General features: G+C 63.3%; 15 protein-coding genes and 1 tRNA gene. 8 read left to right on the forward strand and 8 right to left on the reverse strand.

What is annotated here, in order from left to right:
* Nucleotides 1-5 precede the first annotated feature (5 nt).
* From KTQ42_RS08870 to KTQ42_RS08880, 3 genes are all read left to right on the forward strand, one after another.
* Nucleotides 6-1,550, forward strand: a complete 1,545-nt coding sequence (locus tag KTQ42_RS08870; protein WP_217345184.1) for a fumarate hydratase — start codon at nucleotides 6-8, stop codon at nucleotides 1,548-1,550.
* A 7-nt stretch (nucleotides 1,551-1,557) separates the two neighbouring features.
* Nucleotides 1,558-2,409, forward strand: a complete 852-nt coding sequence (murI, locus tag KTQ42_RS08875; RefSeq protein WP_349292133.1) for a glutamate racemase — start codon at nucleotides 1,558-1,560, stop codon at nucleotides 2,407-2,409.
* Between the two features lie 75 nt (nucleotides 2,410-2,484).
* A tRNA-His gene (locus KTQ42_RS08880) sits at nucleotides 2,485-2,560 on the forward strand.
* Nucleotides 2,561-2,674: 114 nt separating this feature from the next.
* Here the strand turns inward: KTQ42_RS08880 and KTQ42_RS08885 are convergent.
* Complete coding sequence (locus KTQ42_RS08885; protein ID WP_217345185.1) at nucleotides 2,675-2,881, reverse strand: hypothetical protein; 207 nt, start codon at nucleotides 2,879-2,881, stop codon at nucleotides 2,675-2,677.
* A gap of 199 nt (nucleotides 2,882-3,080) precedes the next feature.
* Between KTQ42_RS08885 and KTQ42_RS08890 the strand changes: the two genes are divergently transcribed.
* Entirely contained in the window at nucleotides 3,081-3,272 is a 192-nt protein-coding gene (locus KTQ42_RS08890; protein WP_217345186.1) for a hypothetical protein, read from the forward strand.
* Nucleotides 3,273-3,292: 20 nt separating this feature from the next.
* Here the strand turns inward: KTQ42_RS08890 and KTQ42_RS24340 are convergent, their stop codons facing one another.
* From KTQ42_RS24340 to KTQ42_RS08920, 6 genes are all read right to left on the reverse strand, one after another.
* On the reverse strand, nucleotides 3,293-5,836 hold the full coding sequence (locus tag KTQ42_RS24340; protein WP_217345187.1) for an EAL domain-containing protein: 2,544 nt from the start codon (nucleotides 5,834-5,836) through the stop codon (nucleotides 3,293-3,295).
* Between the two features lie 703 nt (nucleotides 5,837-6,539).
* Complete coding sequence (locus KTQ42_RS08900) at nucleotides 6,540-6,734, reverse strand: hypothetical protein (RefSeq protein WP_217345188.1); 195 nt, start codon at nucleotides 6,732-6,734, stop codon at nucleotides 6,540-6,542.
* Between the two features lie 93 nt (nucleotides 6,735-6,827).
* The gene (locus KTQ42_RS08905; protein ID WP_217345189.1) at nucleotides 6,828-7,910 is read right to left on the reverse strand and encodes a sensor domain-containing diguanylate cyclase; all 1,083 of its coding nucleotides are present in this window, start codon (nucleotides 7,908-7,910) and stop codon (nucleotides 6,828-6,830) included.
* A 421-nt stretch (nucleotides 7,911-8,331) separates the two neighbouring features.
* Nucleotides 8,332-9,720 (reverse strand): 3'-5' exonuclease family protein, encoded by a 1,389-nt coding sequence (locus KTQ42_RS08910; RefSeq protein ID WP_249222694.1) that lies wholly within the window; start codon nucleotides 9,718-9,720, stop codon nucleotides 8,332-8,334.
* Between the two features lie 76 nt (nucleotides 9,721-9,796).
* Nucleotides 9,797-10,924, reverse strand: coding sequence for a PHB depolymerase family esterase (locus KTQ42_RS08915; RefSeq protein WP_217345190.1), 1,128 nt, complete (start codon nucleotides 10,922-10,924; stop codon nucleotides 9,797-9,799).
* Between the two features lie 20 nt (nucleotides 10,925-10,944).
* Nucleotides 10,945-11,574 carry a glycine zipper 2TM domain-containing protein gene (locus tag KTQ42_RS08920; protein ID WP_249222695.1) on the reverse strand — a complete coding sequence of 210 codons (630 nt, stop codon included), beginning with the start codon at nucleotides 11,572-11,574 and terminating at the stop codon, nucleotides 10,945-10,947.
* Between the two features lie 261 nt (nucleotides 11,575-11,835).
* Here KTQ42_RS08920 and KTQ42_RS08925 point away from each other — a divergent pair, with 261 nt between their 5' ends.
* The 3 genes from KTQ42_RS08925 (at nucleotide 11,836) to KTQ42_RS08935 (ending at nucleotide 15,986) form a co-directional block, all read left to right on the forward strand.
* Entirely contained in the window at nucleotides 11,836-13,188 is a 1,353-nt protein-coding gene (locus KTQ42_RS08925) for an aspartate aminotransferase family protein (protein WP_217345191.1), read from the forward strand.
* An 81-nt stretch (nucleotides 13,189-13,269) separates the two neighbouring features.
* Nucleotides 13,270-13,686: a hypothetical protein gene (locus KTQ42_RS08930; protein WP_217345192.1), complete on the forward strand. Its 417-nt coding sequence runs from the start codon at nucleotides 13,270-13,272 to the stop codon at nucleotides 13,684-13,686.
* A 923-nt stretch (nucleotides 13,687-14,609) separates the two neighbouring features.
* Entirely contained in the window at nucleotides 14,610-15,986 is a 1,377-nt protein-coding gene (locus KTQ42_RS08935; RefSeq protein ID WP_217345193.1) for an IS701 family transposase, read from the forward strand.
* A 20-nt stretch (nucleotides 15,987-16,006) separates the two neighbouring features.
* On the opposite strand, the gene KTQ42_RS08940 is transcribed toward KTQ42_RS08935, so the two are convergent.
* Nucleotides 16,007-16,963 (reverse strand): ChaN family lipoprotein, encoded by a 957-nt coding sequence (locus tag KTQ42_RS08940; RefSeq protein ID WP_217345194.1) that lies wholly within the window; start codon nucleotides 16,961-16,963, stop codon nucleotides 16,007-16,009.
* A 208-nt stretch (nucleotides 16,964-17,171) separates the two neighbouring features.
* Between KTQ42_RS08940 and KTQ42_RS08945 the strand changes: the two genes are divergently transcribed.
* The gene (locus tag KTQ42_RS08945; protein WP_249222899.1) at nucleotides 17,172-17,516 is read left to right on the forward strand and encodes a cytochrome c family protein; all 345 of its coding nucleotides are present in this window, start codon (nucleotides 17,172-17,174) and stop codon (nucleotides 17,514-17,516) included.
* Nucleotides 17,517-17,533 lie beyond the last annotated feature (17 nt).

The raw sequence follows: 17,533 nt of genomic DNA on the forward strand, positions 1-17,533 counted from the left end.
CTCACATGACTACCATCATCAAGCAAGAAGACCTGATCGAATCCGTAGCCGCTGCGCTGCAATACATCAGCTACTACCATCCGGTCGATTACATCCAGCACCTGGCGCGCGCCTACGAGTCCGAGCAGAGCCCGGCCGCCAAGGACGCGATCGCCCAGATTCTGACCAACTCCAAGATGTGCGCCGAAGGCAAGCGGCCGATCTGCCAGGACACCGGCATCGTCAACGTGTTCCTGAAGATCGGCATGGACGTGCGCTTCGAGGGCTTCTCCGGCTCGATCCATGACGCCGTCAACGAAGGCGTGCGCCGCGGCTACAACAACCCCGACAACATGCTGCGCGCCTCCATCGTGGCCGACCCGCAGTTCGAGCGCAAGAACACCAAGGACAACACGCCGGCCGTGATCCACATGGAAGTGGTGCCGGGCGACAAGCTCGACGTGCAGGTGGCGGCCAAGGGCGGCGGCTCGGAGAACAAGACCAAGTTCGTGATGCTCAACCCGTCCGATTCGCTTGTCGACTGGGTGCTCAAGACCGTGCCGACCATGGGCGCCGGCTGGTGCCCGCCCGGCATGCTGGGCATTGGCATCGGCGGCAGCGCCGAGAAAGCGATGCTGATGGCCAAGGAGTCGCTGATGGAAGACATCGACATGTATGAGCTCCTGAAGCGCGGCCCGCAGAACAAGACCGAGGAACTGCGCATCGAGCTGTTCCAGAAGGTCAACGCTTTAGGCATCGGCGCACAGGGCCTGGGCGGCCTGACCACGGTGCTGGACGTGAAGATCAACATGTACCCGACCCATGCGGCATCCAAGCCGGTGGCGATGATCCCGAACTGCGCGGCAACCCGCCATGCCCATTTCGTGCTCGACGGTTCCGGCCCCAGCTACATCGAGCCGCCAGCGCTGTCGGAATGGCCGGAAGTGCGCTGGACGCCGGACACCGAGAAGTCCAAACGCATCGACCTCAACACCCTGACCAAAGAGGAAGTCGCTTCCTGGAAGCCGGGCCAGACGCTGCTGTTGAACGGCAAGATGCTGACCGGCCGCGATGCCGCCCACAAGCGCATCCAGGACATGCTGGCCAAGGGCGAGAAGCTGCCGGTGGACTTCACCAACCGGGTGATCTACTACGTCGGCCCGGTCGATGCGGTGCGCGACGAAGCGGTCGGACCGGCGGGCCCGACCACCGCCACCCGGATGGACAAGTTCACCGACATGATGCTGGAGCAGACCGGCCTGATCTCGATGATCGGCAAGGCCGAGCGCGGCCCGGTGGCGATCGAGTCGATCAAGAAGCACAAGTCGGCTTACCTGATGGCGGTGGGCGGCGCGGCTTACCTGGTGTCCAAGGCGATCAAGGACGCGAAGGTCATCGGCTTCGAGGACCTCGGCATGGAAGCCATCTATGAGTTCGATGTGCGCGACATGCCGGTCACGGTGGCGGTCGATTCCAATGGCATCTCGGTGCACAACACTGGCCCCAAGGAATGGCAGGAGCGCATCGCCAAGGACAGCAGCATCAGCCGCATCCCGGTATCGGTTGGCTGACCCTTGCGTGCCTACCGTGTCTGACATGCCCACCGCGGTCCATGCCCCGGTGGGCATTTTTGATTCCGGGCTCGGCGGCCTGTCAGTGCTGCGCCATGTGCGCCGCCTGCTGCCGCACGAGGCGCTGATCTACGCCGCCGACTCAGCCTTTGCGCCGTATGGCGGCAAGGACGAGGCCGCGGTGCTCGCACGCACGGTGGCGATGGCCGACTTCCTGGTGGCGCAGGGCGTCAAGGCGCTGGTCATTGCCTGCAACACGGCCACGGCCGGCGCCATCGTCGAGATCCGCAGGCGCTATCCGACGCTGCCGGTGGTCGGCGTGGAACCTGGGTTGAAGCCCGCCGCGCTGCAGACCAGAACCGGCATGGTAGGCGTGCTCGCCACCGAGCGCACCCTGGCCAGCCGTCGCTTCCTGGCGCTGGAAGCGCAGATCGCCGAATCCAGCGGCGTTCGCTTCATCGGCCAGCCCTGCCCCGGCCTGGCCGACCAGGTGGAGAAAGGGGAATTGCGCTCCCCGGCCACCATGGAACTGGTAAGACGCTTCGTCGGTCCGCTGATTGCCGCCGGCGCCGACGCCTTAGTGCTGGGCTGTACCCACTACCCCTTCCTTGTGGCGCAGATCGAATCGGCTGCCAGGGAAGCCGGCGCAGCCAGCCTTGCCATCATCGATACCGGCGACGCCGTGGCCCGCCAGTTGGGAAAGGTGCTGGCGGAACAAGGTTTGCTGTCCCCGCCGTTGCCAACGCCGGCATCGATTGCCGCATGGACCACCGGCAGCGCCAGCAGCCTGAGCACGGCAATGCGCAAATTGCTGCATTTGACGATCGCCGCGAAAAGAATTGCAGAAAGGCCGGATTAGATTTGCATGAGGGGGCTGTTGTTTGTATAATTGCGGCCTGTCTTGAAAGCAACAGCCGAGAGAACAGCATCAATGGTGGCCGTAGCTCAGTTGGTAGAGTCCAGGATTGTGATTCCTGTCGTCGTGGGTTCGAGTCCCATCGGCCACCCCAAGAAATTCAAGCGAACAGCCCGGTTAACAGCCGGGCTTTTTGTTTCGATGGCCGCCAGTTCAGGCGCTGCGCCTTTGCCAGCCGCAGACCACATTTTCACCGAACGATAACCGTCTATTTATCCAAACGGCTGATATGCTCGCGCGCCGCATCCAGCAACTGGGTTTCCGCTGAATCTTGCGAGCCGGACTCGATCACGCTCATCTCGCTGCGAAACACATCGCCATCCTTTTCGCGGACATAGGCGCCGTACCACTTTCCGTCCCGCTGCTCCGCGCTTGCCGTGAGCCTGTAGCCCTTGTACTCGGTGGTCTGGGTCATGATGCGCTCCTTCCATGCAAAACAGTCTTGCCCATGTCGCTTGGACCGGTTTTGTGGCGCGCCATTCCCACTCATGGCAAGCATTCCCCAATTCCCTCTTGTGAACGTCAAAAAATTTATCAAAGGAAATTTATTAGTGGCACAATAGCTTTGTTAAATCGCAGCAACACGCTGCCTGCCTTCCATCAATATTTACCCTATGAAAAACGTCATCACCTGCTCAGTCATGCTTGCCGGCTATATTGCCGCGGCTGTGTTGTTCCTCTGTGGCGCCTTGCTGTACCTGCCTGTCGGCATGGTCGCCGCCTGTGTCGAAGTGGCGCGGGACCGCAAGGCGCGCGCCTCGGCGCTGCAGGTCAAGCCGTTGCAGCCGGAACTGGGCAAGGAGTAGTAACAGTCCGGCTTGACGCTTCAGGCCGGCTGCAGCGAAGGCTGCGCCTGCAACGCGAAATAACGCTGCGTCAGGAATGCCTCGGCCTGCACCGCAGGTACCGGGCGTGAAATGAAATAGCCCTGTACCTCGTTACAGCCCAGGGTTTGCAATATCCTCAGCTGCTCCAGGGTTTCCACCCCTTCCGCCACGACCTGCATGTCCAGGATATGGGCCATCGACACGATGGTCATGAAGAATGCCTCGCCCTGCTTGCCGCCATCCAGCGCCTTGGTGAAGGCGCGGTCCACCTTCAATACATCCAGATCGAGCCGCTGCAGTTGGGAGAGCGAGGAATAACCGGTGCCGAAGTCGTCCACCGAGATCCGCACGCCCAGCGCCTTGACCGCGGCAATGTCCTCAGCGACCCGGTCGCTATCCTGCATCATGCAGGACTCGGTGATCTCGATCTCCAGCAGCGACGGCGCGATGCCATGGCATTTGATCGCTGCCGCAATGATCTCCTTCAGGCTGGACTGGGCAAATTGCGCCGGCGAGACATTCACCGACACCGGCACCACCCGCAGCCGCCGCGCCTGCCAGGCCGCAATCTGGGCACAGGCCTGCTCGATGACCAGCCTGCCAATGTCGACGATGAGTCCGGTCTGCTCGGCCAGCGGAATGAATTCCAGCGGCGGCACAAGGCCGCGCTCCGGATGCGCCCAGCGCACCAGTGCTTCCATGCTCAGCAATTCCCCGCTGGCGGCATTGACGCGCGGCTGGTAGTGCAGCACGAACTGCCGCTCTTCGATGGCGCGCCGCAACGCCGATTCATTGCTGACCCGGCGCACGATCTCCTCGGTCAGCGCCGGCGTATAGAAGGCATAGCGGGCCTTGCCCTCATTCTTGGCGGCATACATGGCGGTGTCAGCGTGCTTCAGGAGGGCTTCCGCGCTGCCGCCGTCTTCCGGATAGATGCTGATGCCCACCGATGCCCGCACCTTCGGCGCGAACCCGCCCCGCACCTGGAACGGCGCCTCCAGCACGTCCAGTATGCGGGCCGCGACACGGACCGCATCGTCCCTGGCATCGACCTGGGACAACAGCACCGTGAATTCATCGCCGCCCAGGCGCACCACATGGTCGCCCGGCCTCAGCACCGACTGGATCCGCTGCCCTGCCTGGCATAGCACATCGTCGCCGGCATCGTGCCCCATGGTGTTGTTGACGTCCTTGAAGTCATCCAGATCGAGATACAGCACTGCCAGCCTGGCCTCGTGGCGGCGCGCATCGGACAGCGCCGCCGGCAGGTAGCCGGTCAGCCAGTGGCGGTTGTTCAGCGACGTCAGGGCATCGGTGTTGCCCAGCACTTCCAGCGCCTGCTCATGGGCCTTGGCCTCGCTGATGTCGCGCAGCGTGATGGCCACGCCGTCGCCAGAGCGCACCAGCCGCCGGTGCATCCAGTTGATGCGGCCCTTTTGGACCTGCCTGAACTCGTCCTCGCGAAAACCGGCCTGCATGGCGTTAACGAAGATGGACATCACCTTGGCCAGCTGCCTGCCCCGATAGATCTGCGAGAAACGCACATCCAGCAGATCGCTTCTGCGAAAGCCCAGCATCCGCGCACCCTGCTCATTGCAGTTCTCCAGCACGAAGTCGGTGATGTTGCGCTTCCTGCCATACAGCGCGCGAGCCATGAAGAAGCCTTCGCGCGCGCCCTCGATCGCCAGCCGGTAGGTGTCGGCGATGGCAGCCGCCTGATGCTTGCGCCAGACCAGGCGGCCGGACAGCACGCTGCCCAGCGCTGCCGCGACCAGCAGCAGCAGGCTGGCGCTGGTGGCCATGCCGATGTAATTGCGCTTCTGCGCCCGGAACGGCAGATAGATGTCCTCCTGCGACAGCGCCACCACCGACACCAGCGGATAACGCGCCAGGCGGTCCCAGGCCACGATGCGCGCGCGCTGGTCGATGAATTCCTTGCCGTCCACAAGACGGCTACCCTGTGCGGCGGCAAAAACCGCCGGACGCCGCGCCAGCGTGCCGGGGCCGGCCAGATTGCTGCCGGTCTTGACGGCAATGAGATCACCCTGGCTGGAGACGACAGCCATGGCATCATTGGCGCCCTGCGCTGCCTTGTCATAGAACGAGGCCAGAAACGCCGGCGGCACGGCGACATACAGCAGGCCGTCGAAGCGTCCTGCGTCATCCTTCAACGCGCGGCTGAAGATCACGGTGGGCTTGCCGGTCATGCGGCTGCGTTCGACGCTTTCAATGTGCAGGCCGCTTATCTGGCCGTCGCGGTGAGCCTGGAAATACTTCCGGTCCGCGATCGTGACGCGGCCCTGCGCCTCCAGAAGACTGGTGAGCAGCTTGCCGGTCCGATCATAAATGGCGATCGACAGATCGGGATGATCGGGGAAAAGCCCCTGCCCGGCCTGGTCTTCCAGCCGCATCGCGCCGCCGCTGCGCCGCCAGTGATACGCCAGATTGAGCGTGATCTGGTCAATCTGCTCGACCGAGCGCGACAGTTGCTCTGCATAGGACTTGGCCAGCGCCTGGGCATCGAGAATGGCGGTGTCATGCACGCGCCTTTCCTCAGATGCCAGATGCGACAGGGTCAGCACCCAGGCAAGGGCCGCTATGCAAAGGCATAGCAGCGGCCAAGCCAGTACATGGCGCATGTTTCCCTTCAAAAACCGCAGTTGCGCCAGGGCGCTTCTGAGTTCGTCTGTTTCCTGATTATTCACCGCCTGGGGTCTCCAGCTATGCCTTTGATCGCGCAGCTTTTCCAGCTGCTTTGTTATTTTTCCTTAAAGCAACAAACAGCATAACCTGATTTTTTGCCGATTCAAAGTTCTTGGAGAGAAATAACTTGGCGAGAGTGCTGCCGTCCCATCTTGCTGGCTTCGGTTTGCTTCAAATGTTTTGCCGGGCAATGCGGTTGCGCTTCATCTTTGCGGAAGCAATGGAATGGAATGGACAGCATTTCCTGCGGCCGATGCGCCGATCTGTCTTCCCGCTACGTCCGGCAGGGGATGCAATGTGGCGCAGGCGGTGCGGATGGCAGTCTGCTGGCGCGACGCCGGGAAGCGTGGAGGTGGGGATTTACGGAACAGGCTGGCGACACCGCCAGTGCCACTTGTTTCCCGCCTGTGGCCTGACCAGGCTGATTGCGTCGGAAAGCGACTTGTCACTGGAAAGCTGCGGCGGGCCTGGGCTGGTTGCCTGCCCGCCGGCATGCGGCGGGCAGCTTCACGACAGGTTTTGCCTGGCAGGCAAGGCCAGGCATCAGGTGCTGGTGCTGGCGCCGGCCTCCCCCTCATCGACCTTGCGGGTCGCTTGCGGCGGATGATCGGTTACGCAATGCGCGACATCCACCGCAGCCACGCAAGCCTCGAATGCGTCGGCCTGGCTGGCGCTCGCATAGCGATAGATCACGTCGTCAACCTGAACTTCCGTAGGCGAAATTCGCACAGTTGCCATTCTTGTCCTCCCCGGTTATGCACAAAGCGGCGATGCTAGCATGGGCCACACCGGCCACTTTTGCGCAATTCGTCAGGAGCGCCGCGATGCCATTCAGGCCGCGACCACGGCCCGCTCATAGCCGGGGCCGGAAATACGGAAGCGGTTCTTGCCGCTTTTCTTGGCCTCGTACATGAGGCTGTCGGCCAGATGCAGCATGGCTTCCAGGCTCTGCGCCTGCGGATGCGGCAGCATGCAGATGCCGATGCTGGCGCTCAGGCACAGGCTGGGGTCCTGTTCGATGCGGATGTCGGCAATGGCAGACAATGCCAGCGCGGCCAGTTGTTCCACCTGCGCCTGGTCCTTGATATCCACCAGCAACACTGCGAATTCATCGCCGCCTATGCGCGCCACCCTGTCGCTGGCGCGAAAGCAGCGGCTCAGGCGGCTGACTGTATCGACCAGCACCATGTCGCCGGCGGCATGGCCGCAGGCGTCGTTGACGGCCTTGAAACCGTCCAGGTCCAGCAGCATCAGCGCCCCCGAGCCGCGCGTCGAACGCATTGCCCCGGCGCGCTCGTTGAGCACGTTCATGAAACCATGCCGGTTCAGGGCGCCGGTGACCGAATCCGTCATGGAAGCGAGTTCGAAACGTGCTGCCCGCCGCTCCAGCGTCCGCTTGGCCCTGGCCATGCGTGCATTCAGCGCCGAGGCATACAGCGGCACGATCAGGATCGACAGCACCAGGCCCAGCGCCAGGCCGGGCTGCCCCAGCCAGTAAGGGGAAAGCATGACCGCCAGCGCGGTGGAGGCGGCGCCGATATAGACCGACAAGCGGGTATAGCGGCGACCGAAGCGCAGGCCATTGCCCAGCGCAATGCTGACGGGCATCCAGATCAGCGGCGCGCAGTAGGCGTTGCCGACGACAATGCCGGCGGCAAAGGTCAATTGGTCGAGCAGGATGCTGGCTATGCGCCTGACCTTCCCGGGCAACAGCCCGCGGGTAACAACCTGCACCCAGATTGCCGAGAAGGCAGCATAGCAGCCGGTCAGGATCGTGATTTCGTTCAGGCCCGGGCCGACCTGCCACAGGCGGGCGAGCGCAAAACCGCCAAGCGCCAGGATCGCGGACGCCAGTCGAAACCAGGCCTGCCCAATTTCCGTGGACAGGCGCACGCGCCGCAAAGCCGTCTTCATGCCTACCTTCACCATCAATGCCCGCCTCTGCTCTGGTCACCTGATCGCATACGGAAACGCCAAATTCATACTGAAAGGCAATTAAGCCAAAATTCCGTCACTGACGCCATTGCATAAAAAAGCTATGCCGGCACTTTTCGACGGGCAAGGCCAAATCGCTACAGGACTTATTACGGTTTATTGCATTATTACAATAATACCGAAAATTATTTCAATAAAACAATTTTTTTGGGGCAATTCATGTATTTCTGGTGAAAGCCTGACGCGCTGCGAGCATGCATGCGCGTCCGTCAAAAACCTCCACATGCTGGAGCCGGCGACAAGACCATAACCAGCTGCGACGGGCGCCAGCAAGAATGAAAATTCCGGACGATGGGTGGTAGCGCTCCCCACCCCAGCTGCTCTGAGTAAACCAAGGCTCTCACGGAACAAGCAGGCGCACGCGGTCGCCAAGACCCCCAAGTTTCTTGTTGAGTAACTGATACACATCCCGATCGAAAGGCTGCTGGCCGCGCCGGGTAAGAATGCGCGGGTCATCATGGATATGGACGGTGCCGAGATAAGCCCAGCCGTCCACCACATGCAGGTTATCGCCTTCGAGAATGCCAATTGGTCCGGCATAAGGCCAGGGCTGCAGCCGCATGCCGGCCAGCGCCTCCAGCACCCGGGCATTGTGCTCTTCCACCGGCTCGCGCCCGGCGCACACGCCCATGCACTTCTTGACCTGGCTGGCGAAGCAGGCCTTGCCGCCGCGCGGCTTTTCCAGCCCCAGGGTGACATGGCACAGCTTGTGCGCGTCGGCGATGGCTTTCATCGCATCGGTAGCCTTGCGTTTGCTGGTGTAGAGGCCATACAGCGCCGGGTCATGGCCGAAGAACAGATCATTGATGTTTGCCAGCGCCAGCCGCAGGCTGCCGTTGCGCTCGATGAGCCGCCAGGAGCAGATCTCCTCGTTGGCGCGCAGCTTCACGTTATGGGCCGGCTTGAGCTTCTTGACCAGGGCTGCCTCGCGCAGCAGCGCGCCCAGTTCGCCGCTGGCATGCAGCCAGTCGATGCGCTCGACCTGCTGGCTGATCGCCAGTTCCTTGGGCAGCGCATGGTCGGTGCTGAAATGGGACAGGATGCGGCGCCGCAGATTGTTGGCCTTGCCGATATACAGCGGCAAATCATTCTCGCCATAGAACAGGTAGACGCCGTGGCTCGAAGGCACGCTGTCCATCTGCAGCGCGTCCAGCCGCGACGGCAGCGTCGGCCGCGTCAGGAGCCGCGACACCGCTTCCTCGATCACCTCCGGCGCATGGCTTTCCGGCAGCTTTTGCCAGAATTGCCAGATCAGCTGGGCGTCGCCCAGGGCGCGGTGGCGCTGCGTGACTTCCAGCCGGTGGCGTTCGACGATGGAATCGAGGTTGTGGCGGGCAAATCCCGGAAACAGCTTGCGCGACAGGCGCACCGTGCACAGTACCGGCGGCCGGAATTCATGGCCGGTGCGGCGGAATTCATTCTTCAGGAATCCGTGGTCGAACCGGGCGTTGTGGGCAATGAAGATGCGGTCGGCCAGCCGGGCCTGTATGTCGTCAGCCAGCTCGGCGAAGGTGGGCGCTTGCGCCACCATCTCGTTGCTGATGCCGGTCAGCGACTGGATGAAGGCCGGAATCGGCATTTCCGGATTGACCAGACTGCTCCACTGGCGCACCTGCCCGTCTTCATCGACTTCGATGATGCCGACTTCGGTGATGCGGTCGGTGGTAGCGGTGCCGCCGGTGGTTTCCAGATCGACAAATGCAAGGCGGGGGGGAGCGGACTTGGACAAGATGATGACGGCTCAACTGTATGAAAAACCAGTATGCGGCCGATAGTCGCCTTTCGCAAGCCTGCTTCGTTGGGATTCAGCGACGATGGCGCGAAAAAAAATCCCACATCATGCGGCTCGCATCCGGGCCGGCGCAGGCATTGTATTTCAGGCTACAGTCGCCGCCGCTCCACGCATGGTCGAGCTGGGCAACGTCGCACACCCGCAGCAGGATCCGGCGTCCGTGCCGGTAGTCGCGGATGCGATAGGCATGCGACTGGCGCCGTCCCGAGGTGCGGGCCGGCTTGTCCACCGGCGGCTCGGCGCTGTCCGCACCGAGCCGGTTGATCAGGCGGAACTGCGCCTCGAGCTGGTCCTGATTGATGCGCCGCACGACACGGTCTTCCCTGCCCTGGATCAGAATGGCCGGCATCACCGGAAAGCTGGCCGCGCCTTCCAGCAGGGTTCGTATGGCATGTTCGGCCAGATGCGAGGCGCCCAGTTGCATTACGCCGTAGGCGCCGGTCGTGCTGTGCCCCGCGCCGAAAACCGGGCCGGAATGCAGGCCGACCGCGGCGATCTTGTCCGGGTGGCGCAGCGCCAGGATGTTGGCCATGCCGGCGCCGGCCGACAGCCCGGCGGCGTAGACGCGGCCACGGTCGATCGGATAAGCGGCGCAGACCTTGTCGATGATGCCGGCAATCAGGCGCACATCGTCGCCGCCGTCCTGGGTGGTGCGTTCGTACCAGTGCCAGCAGCGGTTCGGATGGCCGCGCAGCGACTGCTGGGGATAGGCCACCGCAAAGCCCTTCTGCTCCGCCAGCGCGTTCATCCGGGTGCCGCGCGCAAACTGCTCGGCCGATTGTTCGCAGCCATGCAGCATTACCACCAGCGGCAGCGGCCCGACCGGCGCATTGGCCGGTATGTAAAGCCAGTAAGGCATGCGCCGGGCCGGCAACTTGCCGCCGTCAGCCAGCGAGGAATAGTAGAAAGCCATCCATTTGCCCGGCAGGCGGATACCGGCAGCGGTTGGGACCGGGGCCGCCGCCTTGCGCGGTGCCTTGGGCGGCGTCAGGCTGGTGACGGCCGCCTTTACCGGCTTGCGCCTGGCCTTGGCAGGCGGCTTGGGCAGCAGGCTCTTGAGCAGCTTGCGCTGCTGGCTGCGTTGCGCCTTGGCCGCCTGCTTGACGCCGGAGAGCCAGAGGCGGGTAAGGCTTTTCAGCATGGGATGGCAGTCAAATCAGATTAATAGGCCGGGCTGACCGACACGTTGACCCGCAGGCTGGTGCCGGGATCGCTCGGCATCACGGTGTTGTAAGTGCGGCCGTTGTAGACATACGTGATGTCGTAGCCGGCACTGCGTTCGACCACCCGGTTGACGACATTGCAGCGCCGTACCTGGCGCTCGATCGGACCGGGCGGCAACTGGCTGCCGTTCATGTTGCCAGCCACATTCTGGCCGACCAGCGCGCCGCCGACCGCGCCGATTGCCGTTGCCGCCGTCCGGCCATTGCCGCCGCCGACCTGGTTGCCCAGCAGACCGCCTGCGAGGCCGCCGATGATGGCGCCACCGATGTTTTGTCCCTGCGCAGTCTGCGGCGGCGGCGCTACCCGCTCCACCTCCATATGGCACTCTTCCTGCGGCATGCTGACCTGCTCGATGCGCGGCGTTACCCGGGTGACGCGGGCATTGTCCTGGAACACCATCGGCGGCGGACCTGCCGGCGCCGGCTGGGCGACATAGGCCGGCGGCGGCGTGCGGTAGTCCTGGCTATAGCGGTTGTCGTAGCGATAGTCCTGCGCATGGGCAGAGATGGCGAGGCTGGAAAAGGCACTGGCGAGCAGCAATGCAGCCAAGGAAATTCTCGGGGTCATTTCTTGTTCCTGGAAGAGGCGGTGTGGACAAACGAAGGATCGAGTTGCTTGTGCGTAACGATATATCGTCGTCCGGTTTTCATGAGCGGTTTTTACAAACGGAGACAGTTTAACTCATGCATAAGCGGCCTCCGAGGCCAGCGGACCATGCCAGGCCCGTGCGGCAGCGGAAGATTTCCCATCAGGATGCAAGCTTACTCCACCGCATAGCCGAACAACGGCTACCATGGCAGGATTCTTCTTTTTCAACAGGGAGCCGACATGCCCGCAGACCTGACTACCGAACACCTCTGGATGCCTTTCACCGCCAACCGGCAGTTCAAGAACAAGCCGCGCATGCTGGTGTCGGCGTCCGGCATGCATTACACCAGCGACGACGGCCGCCAGATCCTGGACGGCACCGCCGGCCTGTGGTGCGTCAATGCCGGCCATGGCCATCCCAGGATCACCGAAGCGATCCGGCGCCAGGCAGGCGAGATGGATTTCGCGCCGATGTTCCAGATGGGCCATCCGGGCGCCTTCCAATCGGCCAGCGCGCTGGCCGCGATCGCGCCGGAAGGCCTGAACCGGGTATTTTTCTGCAACGACGGCTCGGAAGCGGTCGACACCGCCCTGAAAATCGCCGTGGCCTGGCAGCGCATGCGCGGCGACTCGCTGCGCACCCGCCTGATCGGCCGCGAGCGCGCCTACCACGGCGTGGGCTTCGGCGGCATCGCGGTGGGCGGCATCGCCGGCAACCGCAAGCATTTCGGCCCGACCCTGGCCGGCGTGGACCATCTGCGCCATCCGCTGGACATCGCCCGCAATGCCTTCAGCCGCGGCCTGCCCGACCATGGCGCCGAGATCGCCGACGAATTCGAGCAGCGCCTGCTGGCCCTGCACGACCCGTCCACGGTGGCCGCGCTGATCGTGGAGCCGGTGCAGGGCTCGACCGGCGTGATCCTGCCGCCCAAGGGCTATCTGCAAAAGCTGCGCGCCATCTGCGACAAGCACGGCATCCTGCTGATCTTCGATGAAGTCATCACCGGCTTCGGCCGCCTGGGCGCGCCGTTCGCGGCCGATTATTTCGGCGTGGTGCCGGACATGATCACCTGCGCCAAGGGCCTGACCAATGCGGCCGTGCCGATGGGCGCGGTCATCGTGCGCCAGGATATCCACGACGACTTCATGCGCGCCGCGCCGCAGGACAGCATCGAGTTCTATCACGGCTATACCTACAGCGGCCATCCGCTGGCGTCGGCGGCGATGCTGGCCACCATGGATGTCTACCGCGACGAGCAGATCTTCGAGCGGGCCGCCGCGATGGCGCCGTATTTCGAGGAAGCGGCGCACAGCCTGCGCGGCCTGCCCTGGGTCAAGGACATCCGCAACCTCGGCCTGATCTGCGGCATCGAACTGGAACCGGTGCCCGGCAAGCCGACCGCGCGCGCCTTCGACGTGTTCCTGAAGTGCTTCTGGGACAAGGGCGTGCTGATCCGCACCACCGGCGACATCATCGCGCTGTCGCCGCCGCTGATCATCGACCGGGCCCAGATCGACCAGCTGTTCGGCGCCATCGGCGACGTGCTCAAGGCGCAGAGCGCAATACCGCAGCAGATGGCGACGCCGGCCTGAACGGCACGCGCCATGCATTGAACGGGCCGGCATGCGCTACCATGTCGGCCCGTTTCACTGATGAACGAGCACCGACAAGCCATGGATGATTTCGACGACGCGCCGCCGCCCATTACCCGGCCCTGGATCCATCTGGAAACCAGCGGCGATGTGGAAGGCTGGATAGAAAACTACAACCGCGACCTGCAGCGCACCCTGGGCCGGCCTGACAGCATGGCCTTGGGCTCCGGCCAGGGCCAGGGCATCTGCTTCAACCTCGAAGCCGGCGGCGAGATCTATCTGCATACCACCGCCGACGGCGACGTGCTGCTGGATGTGACGCCGGAAGCGGAATGGGCCGCGCCGGTCATCAGCGCCGCCACCGGCACCGCGCCGCCCGGCAGCCAGATCTGGCCGCTGCCCGCCTATCTGCTGACGCAGCTGATCCTCGGGCTGTCGATGCTGATTGCCTCGACCACCATCGTGCCCCGCCATGATTTCCGTGTCCGGCGCTATTGACGGCCGGGCGGCTGATGAAGGCTGATCAAGGCTCATTAGCGCGTTTCCAGCGTGACTGGCATCAGCCGGCCAGGCGAGACTGCCATTGGAAGAGCCGCACCGCGGTAGATACTGTCATGCCAGTCAAGCCCATGTCATGTTGGATCGGCTTGCCGTAACTGCAGCACGCCAAAGGCGACATGGACGAGCCTGGTTGGCTTTCCAGCCGCAGCCAGGCGCTGGCGGAACACGGTGCCGCAGGCGGTCCTGTGCAAGGCCACCAGGGCAGGCATGCCGTCCGTAGCCTGGGTGAAGCGCAGCGCAACCCGGGCCATCCACCGGTGAAGCCAGCCGCTGTGCCAGCGAGATGGAAAAGGCAGGGTTCGAGAATGAGCCAGGAAAGCCCGGGAGGCATCTATTGCATAACGGGGCAATCCCGGGTTGCGCTGCGCTTCACCCAGGCTACGCTTGATGTTCATCACAGACTATGGTGAACGGGCAGCTATGGTAGGGTGGAGTACCCCGAAGGGGCATTCCACGGCCTCTGCCGTTGCAAGCGCCGGGCTGGCGTGGCGACCGTGGCGGTTGCGCGTAATGCCCCTTCGGGGTATTACGCCCTACGTCTTCCATGACGCTTTGCCTGCTCATTCCAGCGTCACTCGCAAAAAGCCGGCGATCCGTAGAGTGCAATACCCGAAGGGCATTGCACCGTAGGTCGCATACCGGAAAGATCATTCCAAGGACCTTTCCTGGTCGACGAATGGCGGAATGCCCCTTCGGGGTATTCCGCCCTACGACCTTGATGGCATGGCAACGAAGCCCAATGCCGTGTGCGCCGCACCGGGGCCTGCAGCATGAGGCTGGTCCGGCCGAAAGCGCTTTAACGGTAGTTTGTTGAAAGGAGTGGACTGATGGTCTAGGCTGGTGGCAGGAGGTATGCTGCCATGACTGCCCGCCGTCCTTGCCCGCCAGCACCCGGTCCACTCGAAGATTACGCAACGCACTTCGATCCCTTGTTTCATTCGCTGGCGCAACGTCATCACTTTCGCACTTATCTTGCTGGTCTGCTGGCACCGCGCGACCGGCCCAAGACGCTCACGGCATTAGCCGGTGCCGAGCCGCTCGTCGAGGCGCAGACAGCGCCCGTACAGCAACTGCAGTTCTTCCTCTCCGAGTCCTGTTGGGATGCCGACCTCATCACGATGCGGACATTGCAGTTGCTGGGGGACGATCCGCTTACAGCAAGTGATGCTGATGGGGTTCTTGTCATTGATGACACTGGCGACCGTAAGGATGGCTATGCCACCGACCATGTAGCACGTCAGTACCTGGGTTCGGTTGGCAAGGTCGATAACGGCATCGTCGCGGTCACGACCTTATGGGCCAATGAGCAGCGGTATTATCCTCTGCATGTCGCCCCGTACACCCCGGAAAGCCGACTGGAAGACGGCAAGAAAGATCCTGCCTTCCGTAGCAAGCCACAAATTGCCCTGGCTTTGGTGGAGCGGGCATTGGCTGCTGGCATTGCCTTCAAGGCCATTGTGGCCGACTGCTTTTACGGCGACCATCGCGAACTCGTGGCAACGTTGCGGCAACGCCGCCTGCCCTTTGTGCTGTCACACCGCGGCACAGTAGGACGTGGTTGGGCACCTGCCGATGTTGCCCACTCCTTCGACGAAGCGATCGAGGAACTGCATTCACGCGACTGGCACAAGGTGACGCGCCACTTCCGGGACGGCCATGTCGAACAATGGTGGGCTGCGGAACTGACCTTCCTGGGGTATGGCCCTGGCAAGCCGGTGCGCGCCATTTGCGCCACTACCGACCGCAGCACGTTACCGGAGCCGTCGACCTGGTACCTGACGACCAACCTGCCGCTCAAGGCGGCTCCTTTGGCAGAAGTGGTGCGGTTGTACGGCCTGCGGCACTGGGTTGAGCAAGGCTACAAGCAAATGAAGGATCAGCTTGGCTGGGCAGACTTCATGGTGCGCAGTGACCGGGCGATTCGCCGCCACTGGGTGCTAGTGTGCTGTGCCTTTGCTTTTTGCTGGTGGCAGGAAGCGCAGCAAGCGCGACTGCACAATCCGGACACTTCCCCGGTGCGGAAAAAAAAGCCAAGCCGTCCGTCTGCCAATGCGATGTCGCTGGCCCCGCCTGCTGCGTTCGGTACGGGCATGGTTGACACCGCTGCACTGGCTCACGCGCTGCTGGCATGCCTGCTTCGCCAAGCCCCCGCCTGCCGAACTGGCTGCTTTGGTGAAATTCCTTATTGGGAACGACGGAATCAACCTTCATCTCCGTCTTTAACAAACTACCGTTAACTCAGCGACTGAACAGCCGGTCAGCGTGCCGCCGGCCCCGGCTTCTGCGCCGCCAGTTCGGCGCAGGGATCCTCGGCGCGGCTGACGGCCTTTGCCGGAATCACATAGTCATATGGCTGTGGCGCCTCCGGGTCCAGCTCGCCTTCGGCCAGCGCCACCGACAGCACCTTTTTCTGCGGCGCGCGCTGCCTGAGGTAGACCGGCACCGCCAGGTCCTGCCTGACGTGGCCGCGGCCCAGAATCGCGACCGCGCTGCCCGGCGCCGACAGCAGGCGGTCGGCCATGATGGCGTCCCGCACTCGCTGGGCATTGACCATGGCGCCCACGGCCGCCTCGGGCAGCATGCCGCAATGCGCAGCCACGACATCCTGGCGCAGGCTGGCCTGCTGCGCGGCGCTCCAGCCGGTATCGAGCCCGAGCTGGGCCGAGGCGCCATCGCCCAGCGCGGCGACGCCGTTGCGGCTGACCTCGCGCAGCGCTTCCCGCGAGATATTGGCCGCCAGCACCGGCAGGCCGCGTTCCAGCGCCGTGGCCAGCAGGCCCTCGTAACCAGGCCACTCCCAGCCCGGCTTCATTAATGTTTTCAACGCCTGCAGCTTTTCCTGCCGGGTGCCGCCGGAGCGCAGGATCGTATCCAGGCTGGCCTGCTGCTCGAGGTCGAACTGCTCCATCACCAGCGCAGGCTTTCTGTCGGCCAGGGATTCAAGCAGGCGCCGCTGCGTGGCATGGTGGGCCGGATTGTCATGGGTCTCGCCCAGCAGCACGATATCGGCCGCGCGCGCCTGGCCCGCCAGCTCGCTGAATGGAACATGGCGCCGGTCGCTGACCTTCCACGGTTGCCCGGCGTCGCCGCTGCTCGCGGCCTGGATGGCGCCGCAGCCGGCCTGGATCATCAGGCAAGCGGCAAGCAGACTGCCGAGCAGCAGGCGTCGCGCAGAAAGACCGGAAGGCGTGAGGATGGGCATGGCGGCGAACATGAGCAATGGCAAGCCGCAAACATAGCACGACTACGTCAGCCCACGCCGGCCGAATAACGTTTAGTAGTTACGTTAATCGAACTAATTCTCACCTACAATGACTTGGAAGAATGTCAATTGCCTGCTTCAGATGACCATGTTCAAAGCATTGAAAACATTGAAACCGCTGAAAATACCGAGACCGCTGCTTCTTCTCCTGCTTCCCGTCCTGGCCCTGACGCTGCAGGCGTCCCCTGCCCTTGCCACAGGCGATCCCGAGAAAGGCCGCGCGCTCTTTGCGCGGTGCGCTTCCTGTCACCAGGTCGGCCCGTCCGCCCGCAACGGCTTTGGCCCGCAACTCAATGGCGTCATCGGCCGGCGCGCGGGCAGCGTTGAGGGCTATGCCTATTCGCCGGCGATGAAGAATGCCACCCTGGTGTGGTCCGAAAAGAACCTGAAGACATTCCTGAAGTCGCCCGGCGACACGGTGCCAGGCAACAAGATGCGCTTCTGGGGTATCAGCAGCGACAACCAGATTGCCGACTTGCTGGCCTATCTGCGCCAGTATCCCTAGAGAGCAAGGACGCAGGC

The sequence above is a fragment of the Noviherbaspirillum sp. L7-7A genome, assembly GCF_019052805.1.
GTDB lineage: Bacteria > Pseudomonadota > Gammaproteobacteria > Burkholderiales > Burkholderiaceae_D > Noviherbaspirillum_A.